This window comes from Enterobacter sp. CC120223-11 (assembly GCF_900215375.1).
Classification (GTDB): Bacteria; Pseudomonadota; Gammaproteobacteria; order Enterobacterales; family Enterobacteriaceae; genus Scandinavium.
In genome coordinates, this window is the sequence record NZ_OBEF01000018.1 from 44,277 (window position 1) to 56,445 (window position 12,169).

Sequence of the window (12,169 nt, forward strand, 5' to 3'; positions counted from 1 at the left end):
CTTAACGCATAAACAGGCCGCCGTTGATGTCCCAGGTCGCCCCGGTGACAAACGACGCTTGTGGAGATGCCAGCAACGCCACGGCCTGCGCCACAAAATCCGCCTCGCCAAGCTGGCCGACAGGGATCATCTGCAGCAGACCGGCCATTTTCTCTTCCGGCACCAGTGCGTGAACCATCGGCGAATCCACCGGGCCCGGCGCGATGGCGTTGACCGTCACGCCGGACTTGCTGAGCTCGCGGGCAAAGATTTTGGTCAGCGTCAGAATCCCGCCTTTCGATGCAGCGTAGTGCGCCCCTGAAGCCGTGCCGCCGTTCTGCCCGGCCAGTGAGGCCAGGTTGATGATTCGGCCATAGCCCTGGCTTGCGAAGTAGCGCCCCATCGTCTGGCAGCCAACGAAGGTGCCGCGCAGGTTGGTTGCGATCACCCGGTCGAACTCTTCGACGCTAATCTCCATCACCGGCGTGGCGAGGGTCAGCGCGGCGTTGTTCACCAGCACATGAAGCTCACCAAAGCGGGCCTGAGTGAGTTCCAGCGCCCGGGCGAAGTCCTGCGGCTGGCGAATATCAAGCCTCAGCGCCAGCACCTTGCCCTGCCCGTCGTCCAGGCTTGCGGCGGCCTGCTGCGCGCGCGCCTCGTCCACATCGGTCAACACAACCCGATAACCTTGCGCCAGCAGATGCGTGGCGATGGCATTGCCCAGACCGGACGCCGCGCCGGTCACTAATGCAACTTGCGACATAACTCGCTCCTCAGAGGATGTAGCCGATGCTGTGCAGCACATCATCGCTGTTGACCAGGCGGATCACCTTTTGCTGAATCAGCCAGCTTTCGCCGTGGCGCTGTAGCTGCCAGGTGATATCCGCCGCGTAATGACGGCTGTGCCCTTTGCGGTGCTCCCACAAGGACTGTGCGCCGCGCACCACGATGCGTTCGGCGTCCGATTCCAGGATGCGGAAGCGCGACAGCGTGCGCAGCGTTCTGGCGCGTGGCGTGGTGGAAATGGACTCGCCGCTGTAGAGCCGCTGCACGCGCTTCTCGCGCATGTGGTGATCGTCGCAGGCGTAGTTGAGCGTGTTTTTAAAATCGGTGGCCTGCGGGTCGATCGGCACGACGTACAGGCCATCGCGCTGCCACAGTTCGAGCCAGGCGTTGAATTCCCCCTGATCGAGCAGGTCGCCTTCGAGGTTGATCACCGCCATCGCGGTAAACAGGGCTGATTCTGGCGTCATCATTGCTCGCCCTCCGTCATCAGTTTTTTCCACTGCTGATAGGCCGCACGCATCCCGGTTTCGGCGCTGACGTCGCTGCGCAGGCCGTCATCGGAGCGGTATTCCCCGGCCAATCCGCGGTTGAGCATGATCCACAGGTCATCGCCCGCGGTGGCCCCGCGCTGCACGCGCTCCCAGGCTTCGGAATCGTCCGGCGTGCCAAAGCCCATCGGGCCCTGGAAGTGTTCGTGCAGGCGCAAGCGTGCCTGGTTGGCAATCTCCGGCCCGCCGTCCATGGTGATCACCGCGTGGTGAATTTCGGTTTCATTCACCGAAACAGGTTGCAGCACGCGGAAGAAGGCCATCGAACAGGCGATGTTCGGGAAGATATTGAGGTTGAAGCCTGAACCGCCGACGGCGCGCACGATACGGCGCACCTGCTCTTCGTCGTGATCGGCGCGCAGCGCTTCGGCCAGCTCTTCGAAGCGCTCAGGAATAGGCGCATCAAGATTGGCTTCAAGATCGACCAGTTCAGGGATCATCACCATCACGCTGTGGCCGTTGCCGAGGTCTTCGACGTAGCCGCTGCCGTCGACAAAGTTGAGCATCTCTTCGGTCTGCTTATCGACGGAGCTCAGGAACGAGCGGTGAACCACCGGGAAGTGGTAGCCGTCGGTGGTGTTCTCGAGCTGAATTTTCCAGTTGCCTGGGAAGCGGAAACGGTGGGCTGGCCCGGTTTTGATTGGGTAACCCGCGCCCTGCTTCATAAACAGATCCATCCACTTTTTCGCCGTGCCGAGGAAATCCTCAAGTGGTTCAATCTGCTCGTTGAAGGTGGCAAAAATCATCCCTGCGTACTGTTCGGTGCGCAGAGAAACCAGCCCCAGCTCGCCCTTTTCCAGCTGGTCGGCGTAGCTTTCCGGGTGCGGCACGCCGCGCAGGCTGCCGTCCAGCGCGTAGCCCCAGCCGTGATACGGGCAGACGAAGCTGTTGGTTTTGCCACTGCGGTGCTCACAGACTGTGGCGGCACGATGGCGACAGCGGTTCAACAAGGTGTGAACCGTGCCTTTGCGGTCGCGCACGACGATCACCGGCTGGGTGCCGATTTCCGTCGTTTTAAAGCTGCCGGTGTCCGGGATCTCGCTGGCGTGCGCCACCCACACCCAGGTCTTGCTGAAGACGCGATCCAGTTCAATCTGGAACAGTGCGTCGGAGGTATACAGCGAGGTGTGTACCCGATCGGGCTTCACCAGCGCCGCAATCTCCGCGCCGGACAGCGCAGGCTGCGGCGCAGCGTCGATATTTTTTACGTTAATGATGTGGTCACACTGCATTTCCACTCTCCTGTACGTTGTCGTTATTCTCAGGGACAGGTAAAACGTCCGCCGCGTGCCAGTGGCTGACCGGGCGGCTGAACAGGTTGCGGGTGGTGAAGTGGCGCATCGCCATCCTTCCCGCCTCGCAAGCGAACGCCACGTTGATCTCCGCCGCGTTAAGGTGCGCACCTCCGGCGGTAAATGCCGAGGTTTGTAGCATCAGCCAGCGCCCCTTGAGCTCACCGTTTGCCTCGTGCCACAGCGCTTCGGAGCAGAGAAAGTGCGCGTTCATGGCAAAATGCGCCGGTTGGCGCACATAGCCCGCCATCATCCGCACGATGGCTTCACGCCCGCGATGCTGTCCGAGGCGTGCGGCATAAGGCTCGCCGAGCCCTTCCCAGCAGGCATCCGTGCTGAACAGCGCCCCTATCGCCTGCACGGTTTCAGCGCTGTCGAGGCTGTCGCACAGGCGCATGTAGTCGCTGATGCACACGCGGGCGGCCTGGCACGCTTCAAGCTGCTGCAAGCGCAGCGCATCCTGAGCATTCATCACGCTGCCCTTAACCCTGAATAATCAGTTCGCGGCCCACGCGGGCCTCGATTTTGCAGTACTTCCACAGCTTGCTGCCGCCGTCGCCCACCGGCGTGGTGCGGAACAGGTTGCAGACCGCGGCGACGTTCTCCAGGCGCTCGGCGTCTGCCAGCACATAGGTCGTCCACGGCGCGGTGGTGGATGGCCCGACCATCAACTGGTCATCGTCCATGTTGCCGATGACGCGGATCCCTTGCGTCTCCTCGATCCCTTTCATCATCACGCCGAAAGCGGCCCACACCTGTTTGGCCTCCGTGGCGGTGGCATCAAAAAAGTTCTGGTTCACGCCGATACAAAACAGCACGCGTAAGGTTGTTGACTGGCTCATCTGTTGCTCCTTTAAGCAAAATCACAAGTAACCGGGCAGCGGTTTGCCGCCGAAAAAGACCGTACCGGCATTGAGGTACGAGAGGTCGCCCATAAAGGCATGTTGGGTGATCACCAGCGTGTCGCGAACGTAGCGCTGGAGCGGGCTGGTCATCGTCACGCCGCTCATGCCGTTCAGCGCCAGCGCCTGGCGCGCCACTTCGGCGGCCACGCGGGTAACGTGCGTGGAGGAAAGCCGCAGGGCGTTGATCTGCTCACACTCCGGGTCGTCGCCCGCCAGTAGCCGCTGCCAGACGTCGTCAATCGCTTCGTAAAACCATGCGCGAGCCGAGCGTAAATCTGCTTCACAGCGCGCAATCTGCATCTGCGCCTGCGGCCTGTCCGCCAGGCGCGGGGCACCGGTTACCGACTGCTGGCGATGGGCGATGGTGTAAATTTCATTGAGCGCCGCGCGGGCCACGCCCAGCGCCACCACAGAAAGCACCTGAGTGGCGAGCGACAGCACCGGATAGCGGTACAGCGGCCCTTCCAGATTCAGCGCCCCGCCGCGAACAAAGGTCCATTCGTGCGGCACAAAAGCATCGTTCACCACGAGGTCATGGCTGCCGGTGCCCGCCAGGCCGACGGTGTCCCAGACCTGATCTATCTGCACGCTTTCACGCGGCAGAACCGCCATGCGCGGCAGTGCTTCACCGCCGTCCGGCACGATTCCGACGCCTAACACTGAGGCACCCATGCTGCCGCTGGCAAAGCTCCAGCGCCCCGTCACGCGGTAGCCGCCGTCGGCAGGCGTCGCTTTTTGCGTCGGGAAAATGCCACCGGCGAAGACCACGTCCGGGCCGTTGCGGTAAAGTTCTTTCAGCGTGTCCACCGGCAATGCGCCAAGGTAAAAAGGGCTCATGCCAAAACTGGCCACCCACCCGGCAGAGCCGTCGGCGGTGGCGATCTGCTCGATCAGTTCGCAAAACTGCGCCGGGGAGCATTCGTCACCGCCGTAGCACTTCGGCACCAGCGCCCGGTAAACGCCCACCTGCTTAAAGCGAGTAATGATGTCGTCAGAGATATGACGCTGATGCTCAAAATCGGCGCTGCGAGCGGCAACGTCGCTCAGCAGCGGAACCAACTCCTCACGAACGGGTATGGCTGACATGGCTTCCTCCATTTTTTTATCGGCGGCAAACGCAGGTCGAGCGCGGCCGCAATGAGGTGAACTCACTGGATCATCAGAAAAAAGAACGGCTAAAAAGCGGTGTTAGTGACGTCGTCGCTGTTCAAGCCACTTCGCGGCCTGCACCAGCAAACCTTCGTGGCCTTTGGCGGCAACAAGCTGAAGTGACACCGGGCGGCCGTGCAACTCACCAACCGGTATAGCCAGCGCAGGATGCCCGCTGAGATTAAACGGCCGCACCAGCCGCGTGAGATTCACCACGCTCAGCGGATCGCTCGCCTCGGCCAGCGTCGGCGGTAAATCCGGCAGCGTCGCCAGCGCCAGCAGCGGCGTCTGTGCCAGCAGCTCATCCACTTCGCGGGTAAATTGCGTGCGAACCTGTTCGGCCTCTTTCAGGGTTTGTTCGCTGACGTCAGCCCCCGCACGAATGCGGGTTGCCACATCGGCAGAGACTTTGCCGCCCGCCAGCAGTGGCCCGAACGCCAGCCAGTTCTCATGGCTGATGATGGCAAGCCCTGCGCGGTGCGCATCGGCAAACGAAGGCAGCTCAGCCTGACGAAGCTCAAGACCGCACCCGGAGAGGAAGGCCAGAAGATGTGAGTCAATTTCCGCCGCGGCGGCAGACAGGAATGAAATTTGAGGCAGCGACGTCAGCGGTTCATCAACCGGAACGCCGAGGCGAGTCATCACCTTGCAAAGCGTATCTGCATCGCGGGTGAAGACGCCGACACAGTCCAGCGAACTCTCCGCAGGCAGGACGCCCTTGCGGCTCAGCACGCCGTAGCCTGGCTTTAAGCCATATACGCCGCAGCAGGCCGCAGGCATACGTACCGAGCCACCGGTGTCGGTGCCGATCGAAAAATCGGCTTCGCCGGAAGCAACCACCGCCGCCGATCCGCTTGATGAGCCGCCGGGGATCAGCGCCGGGAAAAGCGTATTCAGCGGCGTGCCGCCCCAGGGATTAATGCCCGTCACGCCAAAAGCGAGTTCATGGAGCGCAGTTTTTCCGACAAGCGCACAGCCCTTCTCCAGCAGCGTCTGCACGACGCTGGCAGACTGCGTTGCTACCGGCACCGACGCCAGCGCCGGTGACCCGGCCTGAGTCTGAAAACCCGCGACGTCCAGCGTGTCTTTCACCGCGAAGCGTAAATCGCCTTCGCCGATGATGAACTGCGCGACAAAACCTTTGCTCACAGAAACTGGCTTCATGATTGACACCTTAACCAGAAAAATTGAATCAGATTCAGGCAGGCCGTCGATGCGACCCTTTGTCCTGACTAACGTTAGGTCAATCATGGAATATTTATGTGAATATTCAAGTAATATTTCACATTAAATTTACACCATAAAAACATTTAATTAACCATTATAATTGAATGGCTATTGCTTTATCTTGATGATAGATAACGTAAAAGAGAGAGATTGCAGCAAACGCCGCCCTGATTTGTCAGGGCAGCACTTGCTAAAAAAAGATGAGGAATTACAGGGGATTGAGCGAAAGGTTTATCCAGCTCACAAATTCGCCATTCGGGGTTGGGCTACAGCTCGTTGAGGTTATCCAGCACTTTGGCCAGCGACAGATTCATCTTCGCCACCTGGCTTGTGGTCATGCCCTTAAAGCCCTTGTCGAACACTTTACTCGCCTGCGCCCAGGCCTCTTCCACCTTCTGGCGTCCGGTGTCCGTCAGCATCACCTCGGTGACGCGCGCGTCATTTTCGCTGCTGGCGGTGGTCACCAGCCCTTCTTCACGCAGGCGGCCCACAATCTTGGTCACCGTCGGCATTTTCGCCATCGCGTATTCGGCAATCTGCGAAATGCTGGCCTTGCCGTACTGGTGCGTCACCATCAGCACGCGGAAGCCGGAGACGTCGAGCTGCGCTTTTTTTAGTTCAATTTCCATGATTTGCGTGTAGCGCGCGTAGACGTTGACTATCCAGTAGAACGGAAACTCTTCGCGATGAAAGGCGGCATCGTCAGAGGATTGTTGTCGAGAACTCATGCGTTTCCTTACCCAAAAAAGTCGGCAGTTCAGGCGATTATACCTGTGAATCCGTGGCGGCTATAGCAGCATTGCATGCCAGGCCGGGTCTCGGACAAGGCATGTGCGATCGCCATCGCATTATGATTCACAAATGCCACACGCATAACAATTACGTATCATTTTTCACACATTACATTGACGTTTTGCATGGTCATTTTCTATACGTTAGCCGTCCTGCCAACATACTAATAATCACTCTGTGGAGCTATTCATGACCGATACGCCTGCACAATTGCCTCTGGATCCACCGCTGGACCCGCGCCAGCAAGCCGTGATCAAAAAGCTGTTCCGACGACTGATCGTGTTTTTATTTATTCTGTTCGTGTTCTCCTATCTCGACCGCATCAACATTGGCTTTGCCGGGCTGACGATGGGCAAAGATCTCGGCCTGACCAGCACCATGTTTGGCCTCGCCACCACCCTGTTTTACGTGATGTACGTGATCTGCGGCATTCCGAGCAACATCATGCTGAGCATCGTCGGGGCCCGCCGCTGGATTGCGATTCTGATGGTTATCTGGGGCATCGCCTCCACCGCCACCATGTTCGCCACTGGCCCCAACAGCCTGTACGTGCTGCGCATGCTGGTCGGAATAGCCGAGGCCGGGTTCCTGCCGGGCCTGCTGCTCTATTTAACCTTCTGGTTCCCGGCCCGCTACCGCGCCCGCGCCAACGCCCTGTTTATGATTGCGATGCCGGTGACGATGGCACTCGGCTCGCTGGCCTCTGGCTACATTCTCAACATGGACGGCCTGCTGAATCTTAAAGGCTGGCAGTGGCTGTTCCTGCTGGAAGGGTTCCCGTCGGTGCTGCTCGGCCTGGTGGTCTGGTTCTGGCTGGACGACAGTCCGGCGAAGGCCAAATGGCTCACCGAGGAGGACAAAGCCTGCCTCAATGAGATGCTGGAAGCGGACAAGCTGGCGCTGCAAAAAACGCAGCTTGCCGCCGCGAACAGCTTCCAGCCCCAGCGCAGCCTGGCGCGCGAGTTGTTCACGCCGGTCATCATCCTCTACACCCTGGCCTACTTCTGCCTGACCAACACCCTGAGCGCGCTCAGCGTCTGGACCCCGCTGATTCTGCGCAGCTTTAACGAAACCAGCAGCAACGTGACGATTGGCCTGCTGAGCGCCATTCCGCAGGTCTGCACCATCGTGGCGATGGTCTGGTGGAGCAAGCGTTCCGACAGGCTGAACGAGCGCAAATTCCACACCCTGCTGCCCTATCTGTTTGCCGCCGCGGGCTGGATGCTTACCGCTTCAAGCAGCAATCCGCTATGGCAGTTCAGTGGAATTGTCATGGCCTCGGCGGGAGCCTTCGCGGCGATGGTGATTTTCTGGACCACGCCCGATCGCTATATTTCACTGCGTGCGCGAGCCGTGGGCATTGCGGTCATCAACGCCACCGGGATGACCGGCGCGGCGCTTGGCCCGCTGCTGATGGGGCTGATGAAAGATCTGACCGGCAATTTCAACGCCGGGATCTTTATGGTGGCGGGCTTCCTGGTGCTTGGGGCGCTAATCATCGCCATTATTCCGATGAAACGCGTCGCTCCGCGAGAGGCCGCACCTTCGCTCTCCACTTGACATAAATGATAAAGGTTGTACTTTTCAGGACATGAAGAAAATCCTGATTATCGTCCCCGACGGCGGCATGCTGTTTGAGTCCGCCGGTATTGCCGACATCCTGATGCAGGCCAACCGCCTGCATCCGCAAGGTTTGCAGAACCCCTGTTATCAGGTGGCACTCGCCACCACCCAGCCGCATCAGGTGATCCACGGCCAGTCGGGGCTCAACCTGCTGGCAGACCATCGCCTGCATGAGCTCGACCCGCGCGAGCCTATAGATACCATCATGATCACTGGCAGAGGCCAGAGCGAACAGGAGGCGATTGCCGTCATCGACTGGCTGCACCTTGCAGCCCCTCATGCTCGCCGTATTGCCTCCGTCTGCGGTGGCGCATTGCTGCTTGCCCAGGCCGGGCTGCTCGACGGTAAGCAGGCCACCACCCACTGGCGGCTGCTGGATGAGCTGAAAACCGACTATCCGCAGGTCAGCGTGGAGGCCGGGCCGCTGTTCGTTCAGGACGGTGAGGTGTGGACTTCCGGCGGCGTCAGCTCCGGGTTCGATTTAACCCTCGCATTAGTTGAGGACGACTACGGCTTCAGCCTCGCCCGGGACGTCGCCCAGGACATGGTGATGTACCTCAATCGCCCCGGTGGCCAGCTGCAGTTCAGCCGCTACAATCTCAGACAAAACGGAGTTTCTGGCCCTCTGGGTGAGCTGCTGGCGTGGATCCCCGACAACCTTAATGCCGATCTCTGCGTTGAAAACCTCGCCGAAAGAGTGGCGATGAGTCCGCGCAACTTCACCCGCGTCTTCACCCGCGAAACCGGCGCCTCACCGGCGCGTTACGTCGCCGAAGCCCGCCTCAGCGCCGCCCGTCAGCGGCTCGAGCAAACCCGCGACACGCTCGACACCATCGCCCTGCAAACCGGGTTTGGCAGCAGCATCAACCTGCGCCGCCTGTTTGAGAAACAGCTGCACCTGACGCCCGGTGAATATCGCCAGCGCTTTCACTGCCGCAAAATGGCGTAATGTGATCCTTTTTTGTCATTTACGCCAAATCAGCACCGACCTACAGTAGCGCCATAGACAACAAAGAAGGAGTTGATCATGGTTAAGGTCGGTATTAACGGTTTTGGTCGTATCGGGCGCAACGTGTTGCGCGCAGCCCTTGGCAACCCTCAGCTGGAGATTGTGGCGATTAACGATCTCACGGACAGCAAAACCCTGGCGCACCTGCTGAAATACGACTCGCTACTGGGGACTTTGCCGGTCAGCGTGGAAGCCGCCGAGGGCCAGCTTCGGGTTGATGGCAAGCCTGTCACCGTCTTCAGCGAACGCGACCCGGCCAATATTCCCTGGAGCAGCGTTGGCGTGGACATCGTGATTGAGGCCACCGGCTTCTTCACCGACCGTGAAAAAGCGGCGGTGCATATCGAACGCGGTGGCGCGAAACGCGTCATCATTTCTGCACCAGGCAAAAACGACGATTTGACCGTGGTGATGGGCGTGAACGACGGCCTGTACGATCCGCAAAAACACTTTGTCGTCAGCAACGGCAGCTGCACCACTAACGGCCTGGCCCCGGCGGCGCAGGTGCTGCATCAGCACTTTGGCATCGAGCATGGCCTGATGAACACCACCCACGCCTACACCAACAGCCAGGCCCTGCATGACCAGCCCGAGAAAGATTTACGTGGCGCAAGAGCCGCAGCGCTCTCCATCGTGCCCTACTCGAGCGGCGCGGCAAAAGCACTCGGCAAAGTGATCCCCGAACTGGACGGCCGCCTGACGGGCTACTCCCTGCGCGTCCCGGTGCCGGTGGTGTCAATTGTCGATCTCACAGTTACATTGTCACGTAACGTCACTGCCGAAGAAGTCAACGACGCTTTCCGCCAGGCGGCAGCCTCCGGTCCGCTGAAAGGCATACTGGGCTACAGCGATGAACCTCTGGTCTCCAGCGACTATCAGGGCGACCCACGCTCATCGATCATTGATGGCCTGTCGACGCTGGTGATTGGCGGCAACATGGTGAAAATCCTTGCCTGGTATGACAACGAATGGGGCTTCTCAAACCGACTCGTCGACCTTACGCTGCTGATGGCCAAACACGAACAATAATGCCCGCCACTAAGGGCTTCCGCCTGAGGCGGGAGCCCTTTCCGTCACCCCGCCACTTTCCCCTTCAGCACGTTGCCCGATTGATTTACGGCTTCGCTTATAAATCAAACCGATGCAGCCAATTATCCGCGTAAATAGCATTGTATTGTTAATCAGGCTATGTAAAATCAGTCCATTCGTACTAAGCACTTGTTAATTATTTTGTGGCACCCCGTGTCAGGATGTTTTCGCCCGGTAACGGGCTCCCTGTACGTGGTCCACGCCATAAGTCATCTCTCGTTGTAGCGCCGCTCTGGCCGTTGGGCATCAGCCTGTTTGCAGGGAATATAATGAAATTTCGTACTTTATTACCTCTTTTGGTTGTCACCGTGCTGGTCGGTTGTAAAGCCCCTGCACCACAAATGACGGACGACACGCTGGTCACAAGCCAGGTGAACGGCGTCACCCTGACCCACCGCTATATTGTGGCCGTACCCCATGAATTTACGCAGGTGAATGCCAGCTATCGCGCGCTCTACGCCGGTTCGGTGATGAGCAAGCCTGATTTTGGCAGCAAGGTCCTAAGCAAGCTTGAAACCGGCAAGGCTTATACCGTCCTCGGTACCGTAGAAAGCAGCTGGCTGGCGATTGCCGAAGAAGGCGAGCAGGAGCTGATGGGCTACGTGCCGCCACGCGCCATGGTAAAAAGCGAGCTGTATAGCCAGACGCTGAAAAACGATCGCCCTCGCGCCCGCCGGGCCAGCGGTAAAAAAGCGACCTGCGTGAACGTAGACAGCAACAGTAAAGCCTGTCAGAACGCCGACAGCGGCACCTGGATCATTAACTGATCCGTGTTTGAGATGCGTAAAGGAATTCTATGAAACTCTGGCTTCCGGGTATGGCTTTGCTGCTGGCATCCACTGGCGTATGGGCAGAGAACTACCGTTTCGTCCAGTCGCCCTCCCAGAAGCTGGATATCTGGATCGATAACATCAAAAGCAACTCGCCGCAGAGCTGGTGCGCGAAAGAGCTACCGCTGCGCATTGTGGCTAACGGTGACAAAAACCCGACGATCCTCACCGGATTTATGCCTCGCCTGGGGGCATTACTGGAAAGCCAGTGCACCTCTCTGACACGCGTTCACTGGCGTATGGAAGATCCTCAGGGCACAACTCTCGCCTTCGGCACTGCCGATCGCGCAAGCGACTGGGAAATCAAAATCACGCCAGTGAATGCCAGAGACGTGGCCCCCGAGCCATCACAGAGCAATCAGTCAACCCCCGCCGATCGCACACCCTGGCAGGAATTTACTCTCCAGGACGGCTGCCGCCTGCGCACCTTCTGGTCTGCCAGTTCAGGCGCATCTGCACTGTTTATTCCCCAGGGCCAATGTGAAAAGGGCGGCTGGTTGAGCGGGCGCAGCGAAGTGATTCAGACCGGGCAGAGCGGTGAAAAGCGTCTGCCCATGACCTTTGTTCACGGTTTTCCAGTCAGCGGCCTACGCGAAGGGATTAACGCCGACAGCCTGCTCATCACCACGCTGAATAATGAACGCATGGTCGTCAGCAACGAGCAGGCGCCGCAGAGCTGGATGATTCTGCCGTACAAACCCGAACTCAACGCCTGGGCCGCCAGCGGCACCGTTGCTGTAAAAGTCCCGCGCGAAATGGCAATGGATGAGGCAAGCCTGCAAATTCAGCTCAATCAGGTGCGTAAAGCCTGGGCCAGCTGGATTACGCCCAATACGCCGATTAACCTGCTGCTGATCGATTCGCTGCAAACCCAGCTGCGCGATCCGGCGGTCGGCGCATGGCGGACACAGAATTAATGTTGTCATTTAACCAGCTGAGA

At 59.2% G+C, this 12,169-nt stretch carries 13 protein-coding genes; 5 read left to right on the top strand and 8 right to left on the bottom strand.

What is annotated here, in order from left to right; translation table 11 throughout:
- Nucleotide 1: 1 nt before the first annotated feature.
- From CRO87_RS18385 to CRO87_RS18420, 8 genes are all read right to left on the bottom strand, one after another.
- Complete coding sequence (locus CRO87_RS18385; protein ID WP_097164376.1) at nt 2–742, bottom strand: SDR family NAD(P)-dependent oxidoreductase; 741 nt, start codon at nt 740–742, stop codon at nt 2–4.
- Between the two features lie 10 nt (nt 743–752).
- On the bottom strand, nt 753–1,232 hold the full coding sequence (locus CRO87_RS18390) for an aromatic-ring-hydroxylating dioxygenase subunit beta (RefSeq protein ID WP_097164426.1): 480 nt from the start codon (nt 1,230–1,232) through the stop codon (nt 753–755).
- Nucleotides 1,232–2,545, bottom strand: coding sequence for a Rieske 2Fe-2S domain-containing protein (locus CRO87_RS18395; RefSeq protein ID WP_217992677.1), 1,314 nt, complete (start codon nt 2,543–2,545; stop codon nt 1,232–1,234). Before CRO87_RS18395 ends, CRO87_RS18390 begins: the two co-directional genes overlap by 1 nt.
- Complete coding sequence (locus tag CRO87_RS18400) at nt 2,535–3,077, bottom strand: nuclear transport factor 2 family protein (RefSeq protein WP_097164377.1); 543 nt, start codon at nt 3,075–3,077, stop codon at nt 2,535–2,537. The genes CRO87_RS18395 and CRO87_RS18400 overlap by 11 nt, the downstream gene beginning before the upstream one ends.
- 10 nt (nt 3,078–3,087) lie before the next feature.
- Nucleotides 3,088–3,447, bottom strand: a complete 360-nt coding sequence (locus CRO87_RS18405; protein ID WP_097164378.1) for an IacB protein — start codon at nt 3,445–3,447, stop codon at nt 3,088–3,090.
- Between the two features lie 21 nt (nt 3,448–3,468).
- On the bottom strand, nt 3,469–4,596 hold the full coding sequence (locus CRO87_RS18410; protein WP_097164379.1) for an acyl-CoA dehydrogenase family protein: 1,128 nt from the start codon (nt 4,594–4,596) through the stop codon (nt 3,469–3,471).
- A gap of 102 nt (nt 4,597–4,698) precedes the next feature.
- Nucleotides 4,699–5,823 (bottom strand): amidase, encoded by a 1,125-nt coding sequence (locus CRO87_RS18415; RefSeq protein WP_097164380.1) that lies wholly within the window; start codon nt 5,821–5,823, stop codon nt 4,699–4,701.
- Nucleotides 5,824–6,152: 329 nt separating this feature from the next.
- Nucleotides 6,153–6,614 (bottom strand): MarR family winged helix-turn-helix transcriptional regulator, encoded by a 462-nt coding sequence (locus CRO87_RS18420; RefSeq protein ID WP_097164381.1) that lies wholly within the window; start codon nt 6,612–6,614, stop codon nt 6,153–6,155.
- Nucleotides 6,615–6,867: 253 nt separating this feature from the next.
- On the opposite strand from CRO87_RS18420, the gene hpaX reads away from it, so the two are divergent.
- The 5 genes from hpaX (at nt 6,868) to CRO87_RS18445 (ending at nt 12,146) form a co-directional block, all read left to right on the top strand.
- Nucleotides 6,868–8,238 carry a 4-hydroxyphenylacetate permease gene (hpaX, locus tag CRO87_RS18425; RefSeq protein WP_097164382.1) on the top strand — a complete coding sequence of 457 codons (1,371 nt, stop codon included), beginning with the start codon at nt 6,868–6,870 and terminating at the stop codon, nt 8,236–8,238.
- A gap of 31 nt (nt 8,239–8,269) precedes the next feature.
- Entirely contained in the window at nt 8,270–9,250 is a 981-nt protein-coding gene (locus tag CRO87_RS18430) for a GlxA family transcriptional regulator (protein WP_097164383.1), read from the top strand.
- A gap of 78 nt (nt 9,251–9,328) precedes the next feature.
- The gene (gene gap, locus CRO87_RS18435) at nt 9,329–10,339 is read left to right on the top strand and encodes a type I glyceraldehyde-3-phosphate dehydrogenase (protein WP_097164384.1); all 1,011 of its coding nucleotides are present in this window, start codon (nt 9,329–9,331) and stop codon (nt 10,337–10,339) included.
- Nucleotides 10,340–10,668: 329 nt separating this feature from the next.
- The gene (locus CRO87_RS18440) at nt 10,669–11,166 is read left to right on the top strand and encodes a hypothetical protein (RefSeq protein ID WP_097164385.1); all 498 of its coding nucleotides are present in this window, start codon (nt 10,669–10,671) and stop codon (nt 11,164–11,166) included.
- A gap of 29 nt (nt 11,167–11,195) precedes the next feature.
- Nucleotides 11,196–12,146, top strand: coding sequence for a hypothetical protein (locus tag CRO87_RS18445; RefSeq protein WP_097164386.1), 951 nt, complete (start codon nt 11,196–11,198; stop codon nt 12,144–12,146).
- The last annotated feature ends 23 nt before the right edge of the window (nt 12,147–12,169 follow it).